The organism is Chitinophaga sp. YIM B06452 (genome assembly GCF_039655965.1).
Classification (GTDB): domain Bacteria; phylum Bacteroidota; class Bacteroidia; order Chitinophagales; family Chitinophagaceae; genus Chitinophaga.
The window spans coordinates 98,880-124,556 of the sequence record NZ_JAWLKY010000005.1; the positions used below are offsets into that span (position 1 = coordinate 98,880).

At 54.2% G+C, this 25,677-nt stretch carries 13 protein-coding genes; 5 read left to right on the forward strand and 8 right to left on the reverse strand.

The features are described from left to right. Positions 1-64: 64 nt before the first annotated feature. The 7 genes from R3I13_RS22135 to R3I13_RS22165 form a co-directional block, all read right to left on the reverse strand. Positions 65-928: an AraC family transcriptional regulator gene (locus tag R3I13_RS22135; protein ID WP_346320160.1), complete on the reverse strand. Its 864-nt coding sequence runs from the start codon at positions 926-928 to the stop codon at positions 65-67. Between the two features lie 192 nt (positions 929-1,120). After that, positions 1,121-1,705: a hypothetical protein gene (locus R3I13_RS22140; protein ID WP_346320161.1), complete on the reverse strand. Its 585-nt coding sequence runs from the start codon at positions 1,703-1,705 to the stop codon at positions 1,121-1,123. Positions 1,706-1,823: 118 nt separating this feature from the next. Beyond that, positions 1,824-2,879: a hypothetical protein gene (locus R3I13_RS22145; RefSeq protein WP_346320162.1), complete on the reverse strand. Its 1,056-nt coding sequence runs from the start codon at positions 2,877-2,879 to the stop codon at positions 1,824-1,826. 116 nt (positions 2,880-2,995) lie between these two features. Continuing rightward, a complete protein-coding gene (locus tag R3I13_RS22150; protein ID WP_346320163.1) occupies positions 2,996-4,231 on the reverse strand; it encodes a glycoside hydrolase family 88 protein in 1,236 nt (411 codons plus the stop codon). A gap of 8 nt (positions 4,232-4,239) precedes the next feature. Next, positions 4,240-5,160 (reverse strand): DUF5017 domain-containing protein, encoded by a 921-nt coding sequence (locus R3I13_RS22155; protein ID WP_346320164.1) that lies wholly within the window; start codon positions 5,158-5,160, stop codon positions 4,240-4,242. A gap of 24 nt (positions 5,161-5,184) precedes the next feature. Further along, a complete protein-coding gene (locus R3I13_RS22160; RefSeq protein ID WP_346320165.1) occupies positions 5,185-7,242 on the reverse strand; it encodes a RagB/SusD family nutrient uptake outer membrane protein in 2,058 nt (685 codons plus the stop codon). Between the two features lie 11 nt (positions 7,243-7,253). Beyond that, positions 7,254-10,442, reverse strand: coding sequence for a TonB-dependent receptor (locus R3I13_RS22165; RefSeq protein WP_346320166.1), 3,189 nt, complete (start codon positions 10,440-10,442; stop codon positions 7,254-7,256). 308 nt (positions 10,443-10,750) lie between these two features. Here R3I13_RS22165 and R3I13_RS22170 point away from each other — a divergent pair, with 308 nt between their 5' ends. Both R3I13_RS22170 and R3I13_RS22175 read left to right on the forward strand, forming a co-directional pair. Then, positions 10,751-14,656 carry a two-component regulator propeller domain-containing protein gene (locus tag R3I13_RS22170; protein ID WP_346320167.1) on the forward strand — a complete coding sequence of 1,302 codons (3,906 nt, stop codon included), beginning with the start codon at positions 10,751-10,753 and terminating at the stop codon, positions 14,654-14,656. A 115-nt stretch (positions 14,657-14,771) separates the two neighbouring features. Continuing rightward, entirely contained in the window at positions 14,772-18,179 is a 3,408-nt protein-coding gene (locus tag R3I13_RS22175) for a polysaccharide lyase family 8 super-sandwich domain-containing protein (RefSeq protein WP_346320168.1), read from the forward strand. Positions 18,180-18,721: 542 nt separating this feature from the next. On the opposite strand, the gene R3I13_RS22180 is transcribed toward R3I13_RS22175, so the two are convergent. Then, positions 18,722-19,735, reverse strand: a complete 1,014-nt coding sequence (locus R3I13_RS22180) for a LacI family DNA-binding transcriptional regulator (RefSeq protein WP_346320169.1) — start codon at positions 19,733-19,735, stop codon at positions 18,722-18,724. 318 nt (positions 19,736-20,053) lie between these two features. Between R3I13_RS22180 and R3I13_RS22185 the strand changes: the two genes are divergently transcribed. From R3I13_RS22185 to R3I13_RS22195, 3 genes are read left to right on the forward strand one after another with little or no spacing between them, the layout of a single operon-like run. Beyond that, the gene (locus R3I13_RS22185) at positions 20,054-23,194 is read left to right on the forward strand and encodes a TonB-dependent receptor (protein WP_346320170.1); all 3,141 of its coding nucleotides are present in this window, start codon (positions 20,054-20,056) and stop codon (positions 23,192-23,194) included. A gap of 17 nt (positions 23,195-23,211) precedes the next feature. Further along, positions 23,212-24,780: a RagB/SusD family nutrient uptake outer membrane protein gene (locus tag R3I13_RS22190; protein WP_346320171.1), complete on the forward strand. Its 1,569-nt coding sequence runs from the start codon at positions 23,212-23,214 to the stop codon at positions 24,778-24,780. 3 nt (positions 24,781-24,783) lie between these two features. Then, positions 24,784-25,677 carry a DUF5017 domain-containing protein gene (locus tag R3I13_RS22195; protein ID WP_346320172.1) on the forward strand — a complete coding sequence of 298 codons (894 nt, stop codon included), beginning with the start codon at positions 24,784-24,786 and terminating at the stop codon, positions 25,675-25,677.

Here is a 25,677-nt window from a genome sequence, read left to right on the forward strand (position 1 = left end):
TGTAAATCCAAAGAGCAGGCACGGTCCTGGTTTGCTATGCAGTCCCGAAATCCGGCTGACCGGTTCAGTTGGCATTCTGTTGCTTCAGCGCCAGCGGCGAAGCGCCAAACCGCTGCCTGAAGGCGCGGCTGAAATGGGAGGAGCTTTCAAACCCGCATTCAAAGGCTGTTTCGGATACGGACCTGCCCGCGTTGGTGAGCAGGTGCAGCGCCAGGTTCAGCCGCTTTTCCAGCAGCCACTTCCCGGGCGACGTGTTGTACAGCCGCATAAAGTCGCGCTTGAAGGCAGACAGGCTGCGGGCGCTCAACTTCGCAAATTCCTCCAGCTTCAGGTTATAGCAGAAATTTTCCTCCATCACGCTTTGCAGTGTTACGTTTTGTGGTTCTTTCAGCAGGGAACAGAAATAAGAAAGCAATTCCACGTTCGCCGGGTTATCCGCCAGCATCAGCACCAGCTCCCTGAACTTGAGCTGCAGCAAAGCTTTGTCCGGCTCGCGACGGGCGTCGAAATAAGCGATCATGGACTGGATAAAGGCCTGCAAGGCTGGATTATTATCTACCGCGATCACCGGCTCGAATTTTTCTCCCGGCTGGCGCATCGGGCTGGATTTATTTTTAAGCGCCTCGCAGATGAATTCATCCGGCAAAAAGAAAACAACGAGGCAGAAACGCACGTCGAAGAACTGCTCTACAATGCAGGCGCCTTTCCTGACCAGCACGCAGCTGCCTTTACGAAGATCGTAGGAACCATGGGAAGTATGCCAGATCTTCCGACCTTCCAGGACGTACACGAAGTAATTGTAGTGGCTCCACATGTCCGCAAAACGGCTTTCCAGCGGACAGTTGAACAGGGTAATGAGCGATTCCCCGCAGGAAAGCTGCCTGAAGTGCCCGGGATTGCTGATGACTTTTCCGTAAAGACTGTACAAGTAAGTTCAATTGAAGCGTGAAGAAATAACAGGGGCAAAATCCAGCCTTTAAACCTAGCGAGAGATCAATGTTTCGGGGTCCGATTTGTACATGCGAAGATAGGAAATATCCGTTTTTCCCGCTGGTATTTTGATAAAAAAAGGGCCGCATCGTTGGATGCGGCCCTTTTCATTATTTTTCAATCCTTCATCTTATTTAACTTTCTTCGCCAGCTCTTTCCCCGCTTTGGCGTACGCTTCGGAGATCCTTTCGCCGGTGTCGTAGTCGTTGCCCCAGACACTCTTGCCGGGTGAGTTGTCGATCGTAGCTTTGGCTACCACCTTGCTCTTGTCTGCTGTTTCAACGATGGTCACTTCCCCGTCGATGTAAGCATTTTTGCGGTGCACTACCACGTTAAAGCCGGGTTCGGTGAAAACAGTGTTGAAAATGATGGTGTACTTCGCGTTTTTATCCAGCTGCATGCCGCTGGTTTTGCTGAACAGCTCGTCGAACTTGGGCTCGAAACGCTGCTTCCGGTCTGCCACCCAGGCTTTGGCCCATTGGTCGCCTCTGCCGGGTTCTTTTTTGTTCAGTTCTTCAGTTCTGCTTTTGATATACTCTTCTTCTTTGTCAAATTTTCCTACGCGCATATTGTCATAGGAATACTCAATGTTGATCTCTTTCTGGCCTTCCAGCACACTGAGTTTTCCTTCGGTCACCTTGATGCGCTGAGCATAGGTGCTAACGGCCAGCAGCATGGCGCCGGCGATCATAAAAAGGGGGCGTGAAACATTCATATCGGTATATTTAAGATTTTATAACCGCTGGCGAAGATAAGGAATTTAAAACATATGAAATATTTTTATTTTATTTAAATAGAGTTATTTCATAATTCATCCTCCCATGAAAAAATATCTACCGGGCATTCAGCTTCTTCTCCATTTCCAGCAGCTTTTGCTCCAGCGCTTCCTGCTTTTTATTTTGTTCGAGGATGTACAGGGTCAGCTCTTCTATTTTCGTCAGCAGCACAGCCTGGTTTTCACCCAGCTCCAATCCTTCCTGCATGACCGTTTCTGCCGAAGGTACGCCTGGAAGGTGTTTATTCGCTGCAATATAAGCGCCCAGCTGCTGCAGGGGCATTAGTTCGTAACGGTGGTCAAACACGTAATCGGGCCAGCCGGTCAGGGTTACTTTTACTTTCCGTGCCGTGATATTCCCGTTTACATTCAGCTCCTTTTGCGCGGCAGTAGTGCCAATAGCAATATCGCCGGTGATGCTGCCTCCTGTTAATGGCAGGTAGCTGGCAGGGTTGAAGTTATTGGAATCCCAAATGGTGCGCCAGGAGGTTTCCCATGCGCCGGCAACCCTTCTTTTCGTATATACGTTCCCATTATTGGTGCCCATGGCGATCATACCATTGTAGTTCCCGTCGCCGGTAAGCGCTCCCAGGTAAATGTATGCGCCGTAGTTGTTGTTGGGAATGCCGTTCGCAGGCTGAAAAGTTGTGTTCAGATAAACGCCGGGACCTGGATAGGCATAGGCCGTCGGGTCTCCCATATTAGGCGTTCCATAGCGGAAAAGCGCCGAAGAATTCACACCATCCAGCAGATCGGCGTTCAGGCCGGAGCCTGTGCCCATATTACCGGAACGCCAGATCGTTTCAGTCGTTCCGTTGTTGTAGTAGGTCAGCAGGTTTGCGCCTACATTCAGCGAATAGGTGGTACCAGGTGCTGCGGCGTCAGGGTGCCACGTAATGTTGCCGGATGTTTTATTATTAGCCAGCCCTACCTGGCTGGTTACCGTTCCATTCAGCCGTTTGACGTAAAAGCCCCTGAAAGCGTCCGCCGCAGGATCGATGATGATCAGTTGGTTGGTGGTATTACCATTCCCTGTTACGGTTTGGAGGTCTTGTGAAAAGCCTTGGCCGGAGAAGACAAAGAGGGCGGGCAACAATAGTTTACTGAATTTCATAGATACAAGATTATTTTATCGGGTTCCCAACAAATGTATCATTAAATCCCGAAAAACGAAAAAGGGCGCCCCCTTCCGGAACACCCCTTTCCTTCTCGTGCTCTAAGCGTTATGAGCTATTTTAATGAATTTTCGTAGCGCTGCAGTGCTTCCATGAAATAATAATCCGCATACACCAGCGGCACGTCTATTTCAACATTGTGCGGAATGCTTCCCACGCTGTGCATCAGCACAAAATTGCCATTCCCGCCTTCAGGCGCGCGGTACGCGCTGCTGCCAAGACTATGCAGCATCTTAATGGCAGCCTCACGGTATTTGCCGCTTTTATCGCCTGCGTAACCGCTTAACTCAAACAGCGCGGAAGCGGTAATGGCCGCGGCCGATACATCACGATATTTGATGCTCACTTTGTTGGCGTTGCTGTTTTTACCGGGAGTATAACCTGCTTCCTGCACATTAAAATCCCAGTACGGCACTTTGTCTGCCGGCAGGTTTTTATGGTCCAGGAAAAAATCCGCCATGCCCATCGCCGTTTTAAGGAAGCGCGGGTCTTTCGTTTCGCGGTATACCATGGTAAAGCCATAGATGCCCCATGCCTGGCCGCGCGCCCAGGTTGAGTTATCGGCGTATCCCTGCGCGGTTTCACGGCCTTCCACTTTACCGGTGATGCTGTCGTAACATACTACATGATAAGAACTGTAATCTTCCCGGATCTGGTTCTTCATGGCGGTTTCCGCATGGGTTACGGCAATGTGCCGGAAAGAAGTATCGCCGGTTTCGCGGGATGCGAAAAAGAGCAGTTCAAGGTTCATCATATTGTCTATGATCACGGGGTAATAATACATCCTGTTCCCATGCCAGGATTTAAACGCATTCCATGATTTGATGCTGCCGGTGGCGCTGGAGAAACGGGTGCTGAGCGAGCGGGCGGCCTGCACCAGGACCTCGCGGTAGGCTTTGTTGCCGGTGAGGCGGTAAGCGTTCCCGTAGCTGCAATACACCATGAATCCAAGGTCGTGGTGCTTCGTGAAATCTTTCAGCGGTTCCAGCTTCTCCGTCCAGGCAGTGGCCTGCCGGCGGAATTGCGGGTCTTTGGTCTGCTCCCAGGCATACCACAGGCTGCCGGGGAAAAAACCGGGCGTCCAGTCGTACATATTGGTGGTAACCAGCTGGCCGGCTTTGCCGGTTGTGCGTGGAAAAGCAAGCGGGTCGCGCCCGCCGGTCTCTTTCAGCATGTGCTTCAGCTGCGTTTTGGCGAAAGAAACATTGTCCCTGATAAAATCCTCTTCTGAGGCGCTGATCGTAAACGCAAAAAGGCTAACGGTTGCAATGAGATAAATAAATGGTTTCATGTGCTTGATTATGGTATCACTTTAATGATCAATTCCCTTACTACGCTCCTCTCTTCATCCAGGGTATGGTTGAAGGCCACGAAGGTGGCTTTGTATATGCCGGGCGCGTTGTATTTGTAGTCATACCCGGTCTTGGCCGGTTCGTTGATGCTTTTGATGCCGGTGCTTACGTCGGGCGGCAGTTTGCCGGCATATAATGGTTTGCTGACGATCCAGCTGGTATTGGTAGCTGACGATGCATTCCCGCCGGTAATTTTCAGATCATTGGCAGTGGCCGTCCAGCGGGCGGAAGCGGGCGTCCATACGTTGCCGTAGCGCGTCCAGTAGCTGGCGTCGGTGCTGAGGCTGCCAACGGTGTAGGTCATTCCGGGGAATACGTTGCTTACTACGTAATTGGTGATGGTCCAGGTGCGCTGGGTGCTGCCGGTAACGCCGTCGTATTTAAAGGCGATGAACAGGGAGTCTTTTTCATTGGCTACGAGGTCCGTCAGGTCTACCGTGCCTGAGTTCACCACGGTGGCGCTGGTGGCCAGGGCCGCACGGGATGTGATGTCCGTCCACTGCGCATTTACCACGGTAGCCGAATCAAGGCCGGCGAGCTTGTTCGTCGCCAGCACTTTCAGGGTATTTTTCTGCGTGCCGAATTCAGACTTGGATGAAAAGGAAAGGATAATATCCCCGATGCCGTAAGATAACTGCCTGTTGGCATACCGTTTCCCCGCTTCGCCGGAATAGAACGCGATGTTGCCCGCGCTGCCGGAGAACAGGAAACGAGTGGTATCTCCTAATTTATACGTGAAGGTATCTGCTACCCGCTTTGCCGGGTCGAGGCTTACCTGGAAATCAGGCGTGCCCGCTTCCATATTTTTTGTGCAGGCAACCGCTAAAACGGCCAGGGCTGCGAGTATGATAAAAGATAAACGTTGCATAGCTGAATGTTTTGAGTTCATGGATTACCAGCCCTGGTTCTGCACGAGTGCGCGGTTCAGGTTCAGTTCATAGGTAGGTTTGGGCAGCAGCACATGGCGCGGCAGCACGTTCTGCACACCCTGCAGGCCGTTCGGGTTGCCGGTGGAGGTAACGCCCGCGCCGTTGGCGGAAGCCCAGGCGGCGAAGGTCTGCATGTCCTGGTAGAAGTTGCCCCAGCGGATCAGGTCGGCCTTGCGCAAGGCTTCAAAGCACAGCTCGCGCATGCGCTCGTCGCGGATCACCTGCTGGAAGTCTTCTTTGGTCAAACCGCCGGGGAGATCGGCTTCTGTTCCATTGGTGATGGTTGCCGCAGCGGTAGCGGCTTCGCCGGCCCAGGTAAATACTGCGCCCGTCACCTCAGCACTGGAAGCGCCGGAAGTGTGCGTGGGCGGCGTATTGGTGGCAGTGCCCGCGGTGGTGACGGTATATAGGTTGCCGTTGTTGGTGACCTGTGTATTCTCCGCATAAGTTGCGCCGGGCGTCCAGGCGGTACCGATCACTACAACGGGCGCAGAAGTATAATAGCTGCCCGCTGCGATCGTACCAGGACTGCTCAGGTAAATGCCTGTCACTTTGCCGCCGGCAATCACGGCGTTGGCCGTGGCGCCGCTGCCACCGCCGCCGGAGATGGTTACTGCCGGCGCAGTGGTATAACCTGAACCCCCAGTGGTAACGGTCACGGATTTCACGACGTTGCCGTTCATGATGCCGTAACCTCTTTTGCGCACGGCATTCACATCGGCATAGGCGTTGCCCGGACCGTGCAGGTGGTTTTCCGCTTCGGCGCGCATCAGCAGCACATCTGCATACCTGATCACCGGCCAGTTGATGTTGTAAGTGCCGCCAACGCCGTTGGTGTTGCGGATCTCGGCGGGGCAATACTCTCTCCTGAATTTACCCGCGCTCATCTGCCACACGTTGTTGCGGGCCGTTTTGGCACGGGGCGTACCGCTGTAGATGAAGTTCGCGCAGTTCCAGTCGCGGCGTATGTCCAGCGAAGATTTTAACGGGGTGGCCGTGCTGTTGGGGTCCGGTTCGTACGCTTCGTACAGCTTCCGTGTGGCGGACACCCAGCTGGCCGAGCCGTAGGATGTTGGATCGGCGGCAGTTACGGAGGAAGTAATGCCTACGAAGTTCCCGATGTCGTTCCCGCTTTTGTTGACTACGCCGGCCGCAGCGCCGAGGGAACCGAGTTCCCATATGCTCTCTTTCACATCATATTTATCCTGGCAAAGGTTAATGAAGATCTGTTTGTAATCAGGATTGAGCGCGTGCAGGCCGGAGTTCACCACTTTGTTGGCATACGCGATCACCTGTTCGTATTTGCTTTCATCGCGCTGCGGGTAACCGGCCCAGTAGAGATATACTCTTGCCAGCATTGCCTGCACGGCGGTGAGCGTTGCCACGTCACTGTAGCCAACCTTGGCTACAGTGAAGTCTTTCAGCAGCACTTCCGCTTCCTTCATATCTTTTTCCACCTGCTCGTACACCTGTTTCTGCGGCGCCGCAGCCTGCGTTACTTCGCTGATCTCCAAGGGAGACAGCACCAGTGGCACGTCGCCGTAGTTGCTGGTGAGAATAAAATAAAGGAACCCGCGCAGGAAAAGCGCCTGGCCTTTGATGATATTGCGTTTGGCTTCGTCCATCTCAGGTTTGCCGATATTTTCCAGCAAGCTGTTGAGGTTGTTGATGCCCACATAGGCAAAACGCCAGATACCGCCAACGTGTACCAGCGACGCGTCGTAGTTGTAGCGCAGACCCCTGGAATCACCGTCTGCCGTGCGGTTGCTCATTGCTTCGTCTGTAGTGGATACAAAATTGAAGTGCATCACCTGGCCGTACAGCTCCGGGCGCATGAGGTCGCCGTAAACGCCGTTGAGCGCCTGGCTCAGCTGGGCCTCTGTGGCGTAATAATTATCGGGTGTGTAGAAGTCGGTCGGTTTTGTTTCCAGGAATTTCTTGCAAGAAGAAAGTCCTGCTATTGCTATGCATGCAATGATGCAAATGATCCCCGGTTTAAATGCTATGATGCTCGGTTTCATGTGTCAGGAATTTAAAAAGTTACGTTTAAGCCCAGTACAAAGGAGAGCGAATGCGGGTACACGGCGTAATCGAAGCCGGGCGTGAGGTTGCCGTTCCTTCCGGATACTTCCGGGTCTTTGCCGGAATAGTTCGTCCAGGTGTAAAGATTTTGTGCAGACGCGTAGAGCCTGAAGTTGGAGATCTTCGCGCGCCGCAGCAGTGAAGCAGGCACATTGTAACCCAACGACACCGTTCTCAGTTTCAGGTACGAACCATCTTCTATCACGCGGGAAGAATACGCCGCATTGCCCATGCCGCCTGCGCGGAACATCGTGTTGCTGGGATTGTCCGGCGTCCAGCGGTTGGCGTAGCTGGCAAACTGGTTCAGGTTGGGATTGTTCACAATGCCGCCTTCAAAAACGTAACGGTTGGCGTTGATGATATCGTTGCCGTAAGACCATTGCAGCAGCACGTTCAGGTCGAAATTCGCATACGTGAAATTATTGCTGAAACCGCCGGTATGTTTGGGCAGGCCGCTGCCGATGATGGTGTAATCCTGGTTGTTCACCTGCAGGTCGCCGTTCAGGTCTTTGTATTTAATATCCCCCGGGCGGATAGCATTCCGGGCGGAACCGTTCGTCGTAATCTCCGGTTTGAGCAAATAAGTGCCATTGGGCATCCTGTCGAAATCGGCATACTGGTACACGCCGTCGAACACAAGACCGTACATTTCGCCCATCGGGCGGCCCACTACGGAGATATACGGGAAGAGGCCGGAGTAAGTGGTATTAAAGAAAGTGCCTGAACCGGAGAGGATAGACGCCTGGTCTTCGGCCAGCGACAATATCTTGTTCTGGTTGAAGCTGATGTTGAAGTTGCTGTTCCAGCTGAATTTTTTGCCGTTCACGATCACGCCGTTCACGCTGAACTCAAGCCCTTTGTTTTCCAGCTTGCCTACATTCTTGTAACCGGTAGAGGTTTCAACACCATGCATATAAGGCAAAGCAGCATTCAGCAACAGGTCTGTCGTGGTGCGTTTGTAGGCGTCCACTGTTACACCCAGGCGGTCCTTAAAGAAGGAAAGGTCGAGACCGATGTTGGTCTGCTCGTTGGTTTCCCAGCGCAGGTTCGGGTTGCCCGCCGACGTGATCACGGAGCCGATGGCCAGCGGTTTGCCGCCCTGTGAATACCAATAATGGTTGCTCGTAAGCTGCAATTGCGGCAGGTAGGAAAAATCGTCTACCCGGTTGTTGCCCGAAGCGCCGTAACCCAGGCGGATCTTCGCGTCAGACACGAAGGAAAGCCCTTTCATGAACGGTTCGCTGCTGAAGCGCCAGGCGGCCGATGCGGAGGGAAAATATCCCCATTTGTTGTTGCCGGAAAACTTGGAAGAACCGTCCGCGCGGATAGATGCCGTGAAATAATAGGTGGATTTGTAATCGTAGTTCACACGGCTGAGGAAAGAAGCCATGGTCCATTCCGAAGCCCAGGACTGTAGCGAGATATTGGCCGGCGCCGCAAGGTCTATCCCATCCAGCCCCAACTCTTCGTTGGGTATTTGCGTGGCGCTCTGGCGGCGGAAAGAGCGCTTATGTCCCTGCGCTTCAAATACGCCCAGCACATTCAGGTTATGGTCTTTCCCGAATTTCTTTCGGTACGTCAAAGCGTTCTCGCTGCGCCAGGTGGAGTTGGGGGCGAAGGAGATCAATCCGTTCACCCCGCTTGTGCCCCATTTACTGCCGCTCTGGGTACGGGAGTTGTTGAATATGTTCGTTTCGGTATTGAAATAATTGATGCCGCCGGAAACGCGCAGGCTCAGCTCTTTGGTGAAAGCGTACTCTGCATAGGCGTTCGCGATGAGGGTATTGGTCTTGTTGCGGGTCACCTGGTTCTGGATGTTCTGCAAAGGATTTACGCGGTAGTCCTGGTTGTTGGCCAACTCGTTCGTGGGGTCGTAGAACTCGTCCAGCAGGCTCACGCCGCTGTCGCGCCCGGCAAGACTGGTGGTAGGCCGCGCTCCCCAAACGGAATACAGCGTGGTGGCGGATGCGTAGAAGTTGGTGGCGCTCACGGGGATGCCATACTGCTCGCTGTACGCGTAATTCGCATTGATGCCCACCTTCAGCTTGTCGTTCACCGTCTGGTCCAGCGTAAAGCGCGTTTGGTATCGTTTAAAACCGCCGTTGATGATAATGCCTTTCTGGTTGTTGTAGTTGCCGGAAAGGGAATACCGGGTCTTGTCATTACCGCCTCTCACGGCGAGATCGTGGTTCATGTTCTGACCGGTCTGGTAAATATGATCCTGGAAATCGATCCCTTCCACGTTGCGGTAATCGTCGAGGGTAATGCCTTTGGCGAGGTACACGGAATCGCGGATGCCTGGGTTGATGTCGCCCACGTAACGGACGAATTCGTAAGGGCTCATCAGCTCCACCTTTTCGGGTACTTTCTGCCAGCCGTAATAAGAATTGAGCGTCACCTGCGGCGGGCCCTGCTTCCCTTTTTTGGTGGTGATGAGGATCACCCCGTTGGAACCTCTTGCGCCGTAGATCGCGGTGGCGGAGGCGTCTTTCAGCACGTCGATAGATTCGATGTCTGCCGGGCTGATGGCATTGGCGTTATTGTTTTCCGTGGGGAACCCGTCTATCACGTACAGCGGCGAGTTGTCCTGCGAAATAGAGCCCGCCCCGCGGATAACAATGTTGGCCACGGAACCCGGCTGCCCGTCGTTGCTCGCCACGGCCACGCCCGCCACGCGGCCGGCCAGGGCTTCGTCGAACGACTTTACAGGCGCTTTCTCAAAGTCTTTCATGTTCACGCTGCCGACGGCGCCGGTGAGGTCTTTCCTTTTCTGCGTGGCATAACCCACCACTACCACATCGCTGAGGGTGCCGGCTTTTTCGGCCAGGCGGATGTTGTATTCGCCGGCGCTGCCCACCAGTTGCTCCACCCTTTCAAAGCCGATGTAAGTAAAAATAAGCGTGGCGCCCTGCGGCACGGAAATGGAAAACTTACCGTCCGGATCAGTGGCTGCGCCTGCCTTGTCGCCTTTGACGGCAACGGTCACACCCGGAAGCGGGTTGCCATTATTATCACGCACGGTTCCCGTCACAGTTTTTTTCTGTGCAAACAACAGGACGGGAAAGAGTAACATCACGATAGTTCCCTGTAATAATTTTAAGGCATAACGGGGAATTTGTACAGTTTTCAAAATGCGCATACCATGAATTTTGTGGAATTTGGTTGAATTAAAACATCACATGATCGCAAATATGTGGTCCGGGGTTAAGAATATGGGGAGAGAATCGTAAACGAATGGGGTGAATTTTCTAAACCGTTTTTAACAATTTGATTATCAAGCAAATGCCGGAAATATAATTTGAAAATTCATCCCTCGTTTCCGGGATTAAATTGTTCAAGTGCTTATATTTAGGTATGATTTCCAGGCGGGCGGGGTGCTTGTACCTTCTTATTTTACTCGCGTTTACTACAACCAGGGGGCAGAACATCGCATTTAACCACCTCACGGTGGAAGATGGATTGTCTCACAATTCCGTGCTGGCCATTGCGCAGGACGCGCGCGGTTTTATGTGGTATGGCACGCGTTATGGCCTCAACCGGTTCGACGGGCAGCGGTTCCGCATCTACCATGCTCCAAACGACAGCACCGGGCTTTCTGAAAACCTCATCCTCTCTCTTTTCATCGATTCGCGCAAAACATTATGGGTGGGCACCGCGGTGGGCCTCTGCCGGTACGATCCCGGGAAGGATACATTTGAAAGGATCGACCTGACGCCCAAACGGCAGGAAAATGTGATCTTTATTTTCGAAGACCGCAAACGCAGGCTCTGGGTAGCCACCACCAGCGGGTTGTACCTGCAAACCGATTCGCTGTACCATTTCCGCAAATTCTCGAAAGATGCGGGGCAGCTGGCCGGTTATACCGTGCGCAGCATTTGCCAGGACAAGCGGGGCGACATCTGGATCGGCACCAACGACGGGCTGAACCGCCTCCGTGAAAGCGGCGGCCAGTTCCATTTCGACGTATTCCGGCATGAAGAAGGCAATGCGGGCAGCCTGGGCATGAATTACATCACTTCTCTCGCCGAAGACCTTTACGGCCGCATCTGGATCGGCACACAATACGCCGGCGTGAATATCTACGACCCAGCCGCCAACACCTTTACCCATCTTACACAACCGGCGATAGCGCATAATTTCGTGCGCAGCATCCTCCGCGACAAAGCGGGCAAAATGTGGGCGGGCACACAGGAAGGGCTGAACGTGATTGACCCTGTGACCATGCGGACTGCAACTTATCAATACAATCCCGGCAATAAGAACAGCCTCTCGCAGAACTCCGTCCATTCGCTGTTTGAGGACAACAACGGCTCCATTTGGATCGGCACATATTTCGGCGGGGTGAATATGGTGCATTCTTACAGCACGGCCTTTACCATCTGGCAAAACAATGCGCTGCGGCCCGGCATCAGCAATAACGTGGTGAGCTGCATCCTGGAAGATTCCCGGCGCAACCTCTGGATCAGCACCGAGGGCGGCGGGCTGAACTATTACAACCGGCAGACCGGCGCTTATACCTATTATAAACATTCTCCGGACGATCCCGGTACCATAGGCTCCAATCTTGTCAAGATCGTATATGAAGACAAAGACCATAACATTTGGGCCGGCACGCATGGCGGCGGGCTGAATGTGCTGGAAAAAGGCGTAGGGCGTTTTAAAAGATATTTATATAATAAGCAGGATCCGAATCCTTTCCCCCGCGAGATCACCAGCCTGATGGAAGACAACCGGGGCCGTTTCTGGGTTGGCTCCAACGCAGGGCTTTACCTGATGCGGCGCAACGGCATAGCGTTGACGCCGGTGAAAGACACCATGGTAGCGGGGCCCGCCGCCACCGCTTCCATCCGTTGCATTTTCCAGGATTCGCGCGGCCGCTATTGGGCCGGGGCCGTTGGGGGGCTTTTCATGAGCCAGGGCGGCCCTTTCCAGCAAATACAGGCCAAATATATCAACACCATCCAGGAAGATTCCCGGGGCAATATCTGGGTGAGCCTTTATTACCGCGGGCTGCTGCAATACAGCCCGGACCTGCAGCAGCAGACCCTTTACACCGAAAAGAACGGGCTGCCGCACAACAACGTGATGGGGTTGCTGGAAGACGATCATCACCAACTCTGGATCAGCACGGCCAACGGTCTTGTCAGGTTCGACCCGGATAAAAAGACCTTCCAGACCTATACCACCAGCGACGGCCTTGCCGGCAACGGCTTCAACTACAACGCCTTCCTGAAAGACAGCCGCGGCGAGCTGTACTTCGGCGGCTTCAACGGCATCACCAGTTTCTTTCCTGACGGTATCGCGGCCAATACCTACACCGCTCCCATCCGTTTCACCGGCCTGCGCCTGTTCAACGAACCGGTGGGCATCAACGGGGACGACCGTTTGCTGGCACAGGACATCGGCTTCACCCAAAAGCTGCGCTTCCGCCACAACCAGGAAGTGTTCACCATCGAATTCGCGCTGCTCAACTACATCAAGAGCAGCAAGAACCGTTACGCCTATAAGCTGGAAGGCGCGGACCGTGACTGGATCGAAACCGGCAACCCCGCCGTGACCTATACCAACCTGGCTTCCGGCAGCTATACCTTTTGGGTGAAAGGCGCCAACAACGACGGCGTGTGGAGCGCGCCTATCAAAATGGAGATCACCATCCTCCCGCCCTTCTGGCGCACCTGGTGGGCGTATTGCGGGTATGCGCTGCTGCTGGCCCTGCTCTTTTTCCTCGTTACCCGTTATTTCTTTATGCGGGCATTGCTGCTGAAAGAAGAAGACCTTCACCAGGTGAAGCTCAACTTCTTCACCCATGTGTCCCACGAGATACGCACTCACCTCACCCTGCTGATGGCGCCCGTGGAAAAGATGATCCGCACCCTGAAGCAGGACGATCCCATGCAGCAGCAGCTGTACACCGTGCGTAATAATGCGGACAGGCTGTTGAAGCTCGTCAGCGAGCTGATGGACTTCCGCAAGGCCGAGACCAATCACCTCAGGCTGCACCTGGCGGAACAGAACCTTATCCCCTTCCTTCAAAACATTTTTGCCAGTTTCCGCGAGCTGTCGCTGAGCAGGCAGATCAAAACGTCTTTCAGTCACGATATGCAGCAGGCGCCCCTTTATTTCGACCGGGAGCAGCTGGACAAAGTGTTCTTCAACCTGCTCAGCAACGCCTTTAAATTCACGCCCGAAGGCGGCAGGATCAGCATGCATGTGGCACAGCATAAAAACACCATCATCGTTACCGTAACCGACAACGGGCGGGGCATTGCACCCGAATACCTGGACAAGCTGTTCACCAATTTCTTCCAGGTGGCGGATCACGGGTTTCAGAACACCGGGTATGGCATCGGGCTGGCTTTGTCGCGGAATATCGTAGAGCTGCACAAAGGCACGCTTACCGTGGAAAGCGAGCCTCCGGCGGCGGGGCGCGAAGGGCGTACATGCTTCACCGTTACCCTGCTGCAGGGCAGCCGGCACTTTGCAGGCTCCCCGCATGTGATCGGGAAAAACGAAGAAGAAATAATGCCGTTGCCGGTGGTGGAAGAATCCATCCAACCCGCCGCCGCGCCGGAAGAGAACCGCCCGCTCACCATTCATATCGTGGAAGACAACCCCGAGCTGCGCGAGCTGGTGCGGCAAACCTTCAGCGGCCAATACCAGGTGCTGGAAAGCGTAAACGGCGCCGAAGGCCTGGCCCTGGCCACCGCACAGATCCCCGACCTCGTGATCAGCGACGTAATGATGCCCGAAATGGACGGCCTGCGCTTCTGCCACCTCCTCAAAACAGACGAGCGCACCAGCCACATCCCCGTTATACTCCTCACCGCCAAAAGCTCGCAGGACGACCAGGTGAGCGGCCTCGAGACCGGGGCGGACCTTTACCTCACCAAACCCTTCAGCACCCGGGTATTGGAGCTGAACGTGCGCAACCTGCTTGTTTCCCGCGAAAAGATGCGGCAGAAGTACGGACGGCAGCTGCAGGCGCAGGAGCCCGCAGACCCTGCCGTAAGCCTGCCCAACAGCCTTGACAGCGCTTTCCTGGAGAAACTGGTGCAGCTGGTAGACGAGCATATGGACGACCCGGAATTCGGCGTCGACATGCTGGCCCGGAAGGTGGCCATGAGCCAGCCCGTGCTGTACAAAAAGCTCAAAGCCCTTACCAATATGTCCGTTAATGACTTTGTGAAGTCCCTGCGCCTTAAAAAGGCCGCCGAGCTGATCCGGAAAAAGCAGCATACCGTGTACGAAGTGGCGTACATGGTCGGGTACAACGACCGGAAATATTTCAGCCGGGAGTTCAGGAAACAGTTCGGCAAAACCCCTACAGAATACGCCGGGGAGCCGGAATTATAAATTTCCCCCCTTTTAGTTATAAAATTCACCCCGGCGGGCCAATGCGTTCGTTAGATTTGTTTTGTGCGGGAGACAACAATATTTTCCACGTAAAATTCCACCAAAATCAATGTCTATGAAACGCTCACTGCTACTCCTTTCCTTTTGCTGTACCCTTTATTTTACCGCCAGCGCCCAAACGGACTATACCCTGGTCATGGACAGGGTGAGGGCCGAACTGCTGTCTGCCGCGGGCAGCGTCACCACGCTGGACAACAATGTGAACAGCACCCTGGCCACCCTGCAAACCGACGGGTCGTGGCCGGACATCAATTACGCCTACAGTTCCACCACTTACACGGCCGACACTCATATCAACCGGGTGAAGACCTTCGTGCTGGCGTACATCCATACCAGCAGCACCCACTACCACAGCGCCACACTTTTTGACGCCATCACGCGGAGCCTGCAGTACTGGGACACATCCGACCCGCAGAGCTGGAACTGGTACCACAACCAGATATCCAATCCCCAGCGGCTTGGCGAGATCCTGATCATGCTCTACACCGCTCCCTTTTCCCTGCCATCCACGCTGAACAGCAACCTGCTCGCGCAGATGAACCGCGGCAACCCCGCAGCCCAGGCCGGCGCCAATAAACTGGACATAGCCATCCACTTCATGTACCGGGCCTGCCTCACGGCAGATGCCACGCTGATGAACACCGCCGTCACCGAAGCTTTCCAGCCCATCGTGCTCACCACCGCCGAAGGCATACAGCATGACCTGAGCTACCAGCAGCATGGCCCGCAACTGTACCTTTACGGCTACGGCACCGTGTTGGTAGACGGCGAAGTGAAAGTGGCCACCTACCTGCGCGGCACTTCCTGGGCCTTATCCGGCACCAAGCTGGCGCTGTTCAGCAATTTCATGCGCAACGCCTACCTGAAGGTCATGCGCGGCCGGTATATCGATTTCAGCGTGAACGGGCGCAGCATCAGCCGCAACAATAACCTTTCCCAGGGCGGCACGGCCATGCTCGCCAAGCTGAAAGCCCTGGATACGGCCTATACAGCCTTCTACGACGGGGCCATCGCCCGCGCCAACGGCAGCCAGCCGCCTTCGTATATGATCACGCCCGTGCATACGCATTACTGGCATTCCGATTACACCATCCATCACCGGCCCGGGTACTTTTTCGGGCTGCGGAACGTATCGCCCCGCACATCCAAATCTGAGAACGGCAACGGCGAGAACCTGAAAGGTTATTACCTCTCCGAAGGCGCCACCAACATTGCCGCAGGCGGCGGGGAATACCACAATATCTTCCCTGTGTGGGACTGGGCGCGGATACCCGGCACCACCGTGCCGTTTATCACCAGCTTCCCGCTGCGGGCGGCCTGGGGCGGCAATTACGGCACGGCTTCCTTCTCCGGCGGCGTGTCTGACTCGCTGTATGGCGTAACCGCGCTGGCTTTTAATGATTACAACACACAGGCACGCAAGTCCTGGTTCTTTTTTGACGATGAAGTGGTGTGTCTCGGTGCGGATGTGAAGTCCACCGCGGCGCAGGCCATCAACACCACTGTCAACCAGTGCCTGCTCAGCGGCGATGTAACAGTGTTTGCCAACGGCGCGCAAAGCACGTTATCCGGCGGCGCGCATAGTTTTAACAACACGTTGAAATGGGTGTCGCACAATGGCATTGGATATTATTTCCCCAACGGCGGCAACCTGCAGCTGAGCAACCAGGCGCAGTCCGGCACCTGGCAGAGCATCAACACCGGCGGCACTACCACCACGCAGACGTTGAACGTATTCAAGCTCTGGTTCGACCATGGCACCGCGCCCACAGGCGGCAGCTACGCCTATTACGTGGTACCCGGGCAAAATATGGCCACGTATGACACTACGCAGGTGCGCATCCAGTCCAACTCCGCCAACGTGCAGGCCGTGCGGCATATGGGGCTGAACATCCGGCAGATCGTTTTCTACACGGCTGGCACCTTCACCAGCGATTCAGTAACCATTACCGTAGACAGGGCTTGTGCCCTGATGCTGAAAAACGTGGGCAGCACCAGCGTAGCCGTGTCCGTTGCAGACCCTGCACAGTCATCCTCACCGGTGAATATCTACCTCACCCTGCCGAACATCCCTCAAACGCGGCATCTCACGGCCAACCTGCCCTCCGGCGTGCTGGCCGGTTCCACGGCAAGGTATACTGTAAACCTTTCCACGCCGGTATATGAACCGCTCAGCGCCATTGCCGCAGTGGCAGATACTTACGTGCGAGACGGCAGCAGCTATGCCGGCGTTAATTACGGCACCGCCACCTCGCTCTTTATCAAAAAAGACGGGGTAAGCTATACGCGGGAAACCTTCTTCAAATTCGATGTGTCGGCCCTGCCTGCCAATGCAGACAATGTGAAGCTGCGCCTGTACGTGAACTATGCCAATACCAGCGCCGCAGGCGTGCCCTGGATCGCGCAGTACATCAGCAACGACAGCTGGACAGAATCCGGCATCACCTATAGCAATATGCCCGCCGTTACTTCCAATATCGATACCGTGCCGGGGATGACGGCAGGTAATTACGCGGAATGGGACGTAACCGCTATTGCACTGGCGCAGCGGTCAGCCGACGGCACGCTTACTTTGAAAGTAGTATCTAACGGCTCCGGCGGCACAACAGACGCGTCCTTCAGCTCAAAAGAAACCGCGGACGCCGCCTTCCGTCCCTCGCTGGTGTATACGGAAAGACCGCCCCTGTTACCTGCCATTGCAGACGCTTACGTGCGCGACGGCAGCAGCTACGCCACCACCAACTATGGTACGGCCGGTTCCCTCGTGATCAAAAAAGATGTGGCAGGCTACACACGGGAAGCCTTTTTCAAATTCGACGTATCGGGCCTGCCCGCGGGCGCTGATAACGTGAAGCTGCGCCTGCATGTGAACTACGCCAACAGCGGCGCCGCCGGCGTGCCCTGGATCGCGCAGTACATCAGCAACGACAGCTGGACAGAATCCGGCATCACCTACAACAACATGCCCATCGTCACCTCCAATATCGACACGGTGCCGGGCCTTGCGGCCGGTAATTACGTGGAATGGGATGTGACCGGCATTGCGCTGGCACAGCAGTCGGCAGACGGCATACTATCGCTGAAAGTAGTGTCTAACGGCACCGGCAGTACGACAGATGCGTCCTTCAGTTCCAAAGAAACCGCAGACACCGGCCTCCGGCCAACGCTGGTTTACGCGGAAGGATCAATGCTGCTGTCCATGATGCAGCCCGCCGGTTCCGAAATAAAAATCTCAGGCACCAGGATATTCCCCAATCCCGCGGCTTCTTTCATCCGCATAGAAACAGACCGGCGATACGACAAAGCAGAACTGCGCGACGTTTCAGGCCGCGTGATCAAAGTACAAAAGCTGGAAGGGGCAGCACAGTCCGAGATCAAACTGGACCAGGTGCAGCCGGGCGTGTATATGCTGCAGCTGAGCGGGCCGAAGGGTAAAGAGGTGAGAAAAATAGTGAAAATGTAGTGATAGAAAAACATGTGGCCGTCTCGTTTATCTTTGAGACGGCCACATGTTTAAACCGGTACGGGAAAGTCCGTCATTCGAAAAAAAATCATTGCCGGAAAAGTCCGTCATTGCGAGGAGCTGCAGAAAATTCCGTGCGGCAGGAAGCGCGACGAAGCAATCTCCAACATGGAGCATATCAATCCAACGCAGGAGATTGCTTCGTCGCCCCTCCCGCGGTAGCCCTGCAGCTCCTCGCAATGACGAATTTTTTTGTGCGATAACGGCTTCTTGCAATAACAGATTTCCTGGCTACAAATGCTTGATATGACTATTTCCTTATATACCTTCACCCGCCGCCACAGCGGGCCAGCATCGGTCCTGATACTAGATTAACCCGAAGTACGATTTAAGGGCTAATAAGCGGAACCCGAAGAGCAGCCGGAGGAAGGGTGGATTTGACGTGGGCACGAGGTGGACTTGATCCGGGGTAAATGAGCATTAGTTCCTCCAAAACCCTTAACAGTAGCGGATTTTCAGGCAAACCGAACCAACCGGGAAACTCAGCTCGATTTCCTGATGATCAGCTCCGTTTTCAGCACTTTGATGATCGCTTTCCAATCCGCCAGTTCCCGGTTGATCTGGTCGATCAGCAACTGCGCTGCGGCCTGGCCGATCTCTTTTACCGGCTGCGCTACCGTGGTGAGCGCGGGATCTATGAGGCCGCTCACAAAATCGTTGCTGAAACCCACTATGGCAATATCATCCGGCACTTTCAGGCCGCGCTTTTTTATGACTTGTATGGTCTCGATGGCGGTCGGGTCGTTTACCGCGAAAATGGCGTCCGGCGGGCTTTCCAGGTTCAGCAGGTGGTTCACGTAGATCTTCACCTTTTCGATATTCAGGTCATAAGAGATCACCAGTTCCTCGTCAAAAGGAATATTATGCTTGCGGAGCGCGGCTTTATAGCCGTTGAGCCTTTTTTCGCTGATCTTGAGCGACGAAGGGCCCGCCAGGTGCGCGATCCTTTTCCTTCCCCTTTCGATCAGGTGGCTGACGGCCCGGAAAGAACCATCGTAATCATCCACGATCACTTTCGGCACATCCATTTCGTCGCACACGCGGTTGAAGAACACGATGGGAATGCCTTTGCGCTGGAATATCTTCAGGTGGTCGAAATTCCGCGTTTCTTTGGTGATAGACACCAGGATGCCGTCTACCTGGTTGGCCAGCATCACGCGCGTGTTGGCCACTTCGGTTTCATACGTTTCATCAGACTGGCAGATGACCGTGGAATAACCCGCTTTGCTCGCCACTTCCTGCGCGCCGATGATGGCTTTGGGGAAGTAGGAGCTGTGGAATTCCGGGACGATGATGCCAATCGTATTCGTTTTTTTGGTAATAAGACTGATAGCCAGCATATTCCGCTGGTAATCCAGCTTTTCCGCCAGCTCAAGCACAGCCTGCCGGGTATCCGGCTTCACGCTTTTGTGGCCGGTGAGCGCCCGGGATACGGTGGATTTGGAGAGGTTCAGCTCCTTCGCGATATCGATGATGGTTACCTGGTGCCTTTTCATCCGTTAGCATTGTTTTTTAAAAGCCCGGGCATTCTCTTGTGTCAGAAAATTGCTATGTCTGGTTTCACACCGCTAAGGAACGAAATATTTTCATGGTTGGGAACATTCCCGCAAATTGGGAATGTTCCCAATTTACCATGCGTCATTTTTTTATGCGGGAAATTGTTGTTAGTCACCATCTTTGGTTGTCAACAAATCCACACGTATGAAAAAACTGTTGCTTTCCACGGGCAGACCGGCGCCTGTTTTTACCACGTTGCATCCATTCCCCTACCGCTTCTCTATACACTTATCTACACCTAAAAATCAACCGGTTGTATGAACGTTAAGATACTGATCACATTAGTGCTCTGGATAACCGCCATGGGAGCAGGCTTCGCACAAACGCCCGCTTCGGCCAACAGGACGGTTACAGGCAAAATTACAGACATGACGGGCGAGCCCTTGCCCGGCGTTACGGTGGTGCTGAAAGGCGGCAAAGCCCAGGCCATGACGAACGAAATGGGCGTGTATTCCATCCGCATCGGCGCAGCGGCAGACGCTGTGCTGGTATTTTCCTTTGTAGGCTTCCATAGCAAGGAAGTGAAACTTGGCGCCACAGCCACCGTGTACAACACCAGCCTTGAGCCCTCCGTAAAAGGGCTGAACGACGTCGTGGTGATCGGTTACGGCTCGGTGAAACGAAAAGATGTTACCGGGTCGGTGGCAGCCGTGAAAGTGGAAGATATGCAAAAAGCGCCCGTGCCTAGCTTCGACCAGGCGCTGGCGGGCAGGGTGGCCGGCGTGCAGGTAAGCGCCGTAGACGGTCAGCCCGGCGCGGCCATGCAGATCGTTATCCGCGGCAACAATTCCGTTACGCAAAACAATTCCCCGCTGTATGTGATAGACGGTTTCCCGGTGGAACAGCCGGACAACAACGTGATCAATCCGGCGGAGATCGAATCTTTCGAAGTATTGAAAGACGCTTCCGCCACGGCCATTTACGGCGCCCGCGGGGCAAACGGCGTAATCATCATCACGACCAAAAAAGGAAAGCTGGGCACGCCGGTTGTGTCGTACCAAACATGGATGGGCACACAAAAGATCCCCAAGCAGCAGGAAATGATGGACCCTTACGAGTTCGTAAAATACCAGCTGGAGGCCAACTCCGCACTGTACACCCCCGTGTACCTGAAAGACGGCAAAACGCTGGAGGATTACAGGAATGTGAAAGGCATCAACTGGCAGGACCTCGTGCTCCGTAAAGCCTTTATGCAAAGCCATAACCTCGCGCTGCGCGGCGGTACGGACAAAACGAAATATTCATTCTCCGGCTCCATGCTCTCGCAGGACGGGATCATTATCAACAGCGGGTTCGACCGCTACCAGGGCAGGCTGGTGCTGGATCAGACCGTGACCGACAAACTGAAAGCCGGCATCAATCTTAACTATACCTATACCAAGACCTACGGCACTTTTGCCAACACCACCACATCGGGCAGTACATCCAGCCTGATGTACAGCATCTGGGGCTACCGCCCCGTTACGGGAGACGCTGCGCTGGACGAAGTGATCGTTAACGAGCCCTTCGACCCCGCAGTGGACCCGATGAACGAATACCGCATCAACCCGGTGATCTCCAACAAAAACGAATACAACCCGCGTTTTGGCAACACCCTGATGGCGAACGCCTACGTGGAATACAAGCCCATCAAACATCTTACGCTGCGCGTTACCGGCGGTCTTACCAAAAGCGCCGTGCGGCAGGAGATATTCAACAATTCCAACACACGCCTCGGCAACCCTAAAAGCAGTGTGCAAGGCATCAACGGGTCGGTGGACAATGTGGAAACCACCAACCTGCTGAATGAGAACACGCTCACCTATGCCCGCGTATTCAATAAAAAACACAACCTGAACGTAGTGGGAGGCGTCACTTTGCAGGAAGTATCCTACTACAGCTATGGTTTCACCTCCAGCCAGGTGCCCAACGAATCGCTGGGCATGAGCGGGCTGGATGAGGGCATCATCAACACCGCTCCCACTGTGAGGTCCGGCAACAAGCTGATGTCGTTCCTCGGGCGTGTGAACTATGGTTTTGATTCCAGGTACCTGTTCACTTTCTCTTTCCGTTCAGACGGATCATCCAAATTCGCGGACGGCAACAGGTGGGCTTATTTCCCCTCCGGCGCGGTGGCATGGCGGCTGGTGGAAGAACCGTTCATGAAAGGCATCACCTGGCTGTCTGATGCTAAAGTGCGCGCAGGATACGGGCTTACAGGAAATAACCGTGTGAGCGACTTTGCTTATCTTTCTTCCCTTCAACAATACCCGCATTCCGGCTATGTATATGGCAACAACGTTGCGCTGGGCGTCATTCCCAACAACCTGGGCGACAAGAAGCTGAAATGGGAAACCACGGCACAGACTGACATCGGGATCGACCTCGGTTTCTTCAAGAACCGGATCATGGTGACCGCGGATTATTATAAAAAGAATACAAAAGACCTGCTGCTGCAGGCCACCCTGGCCCCTTCCACCGGTTACCTCAGCGGCTACCGCAATGTAGGCCGCGTGTCTAACGAAGGTTTTGAGTTCACCTTAAAAACCGTGAACATTCAAACGAAGAAATTCACCTGGAGCAGCGATTTTAATATTTCCTTTAACCGCAACGAAGTGGTGCAGCTCAATGAAGGAGAGCCCAGTTATCTCTCCCGCATCACCTGGGGCAATTTCAATAACGCGTACCCGCACATCGCCATGCCCGGCAATCCCATTGCCATGTTCTACGGTCACCTGTTCGACGGTATCTACCAGTACAGCGATTTCAATAAACAGCCCAACGGCAGCTATATACTGAAGGACCATATACCGAACAACGGCGCGCCGCGGGAGAACATCAAACCGGGAGACGTGAAATACAGCGATATCAACCAAGACGGGAAGGTAGACAACAGCGACCTGACCATTATCGGCAATCCCAATCCTATTCACATCGGCGGCTTCTCCAATAATTTCGAATACGCCAATTTCGACCTGAACGTATTTTTCCAGTGGAGCTATGGCAACGACCTGCTGAATGCGAACCGCATCGTGTTCGAGAACGGCGAGCAAAGAAGTTATCTCAACCAGTTCAAAACCTACGAAAAGCGCTGGACGCCGGACAACCCGAGCAACGAACTGTACCGCGTAGGCGGCCAGGGGCCGCTGGTGTACTCTTCCCGCATTATTGAAGATGGTTCTTTCCTTCGCCTGAAAACCGTTTCGCTCGGCTACAACGTGCCCGCAAGGATATTAAAACGGGCGCATATCCAGTCGCTCCGCGCATATGCATCGGCGCAGAACCTGGTTACCTGGACCAATTACCAGGGTCTGGACCCTGAAGTGTCCGTGCGGCCTTCAGCGCTCACGCCCGGCTTCGACTGGTCTGCCTATCCGAAAGCCAGAACGATCACCTTCGGGCTGGATCTTACCTTTTAATTTTAAATACGTGCACAATGTTACAACGCATCCTCATATTCCTTTTGCTTACTTCCGGCATTTTCAGCGCCTGCAATTACCTGGATACAAAGCCGGAAGATTTTGTAACGCCTGAGAATTTCTACAATACCGAAGCGGATATGGAACGCGCGGTGGCCGGGGTGTATAACCGGCTGATAGACCAGTATGGCCGCATGTATTCACGCGGGCTGTACAGCTTCCTGGTGATCAGCGATGAATTCTATTACAAGGGTATCAGCATCAACGACCAGCGGGTGATGGATTTCGACGCGGGGCATCTTGATATCAACAAGTTCTGGGAAGTGCTTTATTCCGGCATAGACAGGGCGAACCAGCTGCTGGAAAACATCGATAAACCAAAGATGAACGAAACCAGGCGCAAAGAGATCCACGGCGAAACGCTCTTCCTGCGCGCTTATTATTATTTCCTGCTGGTGGACAATTTCGGCGGCGTGCCCCTGAAGCTCAGTTCCACCAAATCGCCTACCGAGCCCTATCTCCCCCGTTCATCCGTAGCAGAGGTGTATGCGCAGATCCTGAAAGACATGCAGCAGGCGGAAACGCTGGTGAGCGACATCAGCAAATACACTTTCAATGAAAGGATCACCCAGACAGTGGTGCAGGCCGTACTGGCAAAGGTATACCTCACCATGGCCGGGGAGCCGCTGAAGGCTGTTGCGCGCTACGAAGATGCGCTCACTTATGCAAATAAAGTGATCGCTTCCGGCCGCCATTCGCTGAACCCCAGTTATTCGCAGATCTTCATCAATCATACAGAAGAAAAATACGACACGCAGGAATGCCTGTGGGAAGTAGGCATGGCCGGCAACCAATTGGGCAGCGTGCAGCTGGCGGGCCGCGTGGGCCTCGAAAACGGCATCGAATGCCCGGATGATGTGATCGGCTACAGCAACGGCCCGCTGAAGCCCACCGGGCGCCTCTTTAAGCTCTACGGCGACGGCGACCTGCGGAGAGACTGGGCCATTGCGCCATACAAATACGTCACCACCAACGGCGTAACCACTAAAAGTTTTTATACCGCCACGCAGATGTACGAACGCACCTGCGGTAAATGGCGCAGGGAATATGAGAAGCTCACGCCTAAAAGCAGGGCCTATAGTCCCACCAATTTCCCAGTGATGCGTTATGCAGATGTATTGCTGATGAAAGCCGAAGCGGAAAATGAAGTGAACGGTCCCAACGCCGCCGCGTATGAAGCCATCAACATGGTGAGAAGAAGAGGATACGGCAAACCTGTGAACATGCCTGACGCCACAGCAGACGTGCCCGCGGGGCTGGACCAGGTGTCGTTCCGCGAAATGGTGCAGGATGAACGCGGCAGGGAACTGGCCTTTGAAGGCGCGCGCAAGCACGACCTCATTCGCTGGGGGCTGTTTATTTCCAACATGCAGTCACTGGCCGTAGAAGCCGCCGCGGAAGCGCCGGCAAATTATAAATACTCCGCCAGCGCCGCGAAGAACACCACGCCCAGGAATGTCCTATTCCCTATACCTTCCACTGAGCTGGCCGTCAACCATCTTGTTACACAAAACCCGAACTGGTAATTTATGCGCAAAGTAATATATACCATGGCCGCGGCCGTTCTGCTGCTGGCCTGTGCCAAAGAAAAAGTACCTGTGCCTGACTTCCAGGTGCAGACCACTTCCCTGACCTTTAAAGTTGGCGAGCCTGTAAAGTTCATTATCACCGGCAACCCGGACAACCTCGTGTTCTATTCCGGCGAACCCGGCCATAATTATGAATTCCGTAACCGGTCGTCTGCCGCGAACGAACTGCAGATAGACTTCAAAACATGGGTACGGTACGGCGTGATCCGCGACAACCTGCAGCTGATGGTGTCCAACGACTTCGATGGCAAAGCGGAAACAGCTTCCGTAAATGCCGCCACCTGGACGGACATCACTGACCGCGCGGTATTTTCTACCGGCACAGACCAAACGCCTTCCGGTACGCTCAGCCTGAAAGAATTTACACGTCCCGAAGCAGATTCTGCGCTTATCTATGTAGCCTTCCGTTATACCGATTATAAAAAGCCGCAAGGCCAGAACCAATGGATAGTGCGTACCTTCAATGCCACTAATGTATCCGCCGACGGCGTTGTCACCCCGCTGGCCACGATGGCCTCCGGAGGATGGATGAAGGTAGACTTCAAAAACCCTGCGTTTGTATGGAGCGTCACCAGCTCGCAATTGCTGATGCAACACCCGTCCAGCGCCAACGACGACGACAACGAGGACTGGGTGATCACCAAAGGTCTTAACCCCTGGTACATCAAGCGCGACGTTGGCGTAGTGCTGAAAAACGTCAGCACCGCGGTACGGGAACATCCCCACACGTACGAAAAACCGGGCAACTATAAGGTCGTATTTGAAGGATCGGCCGTTCGTTACAACGGCGAGCGGTATCTTACACGCGAGATCAACTTAACCATTACACCATAG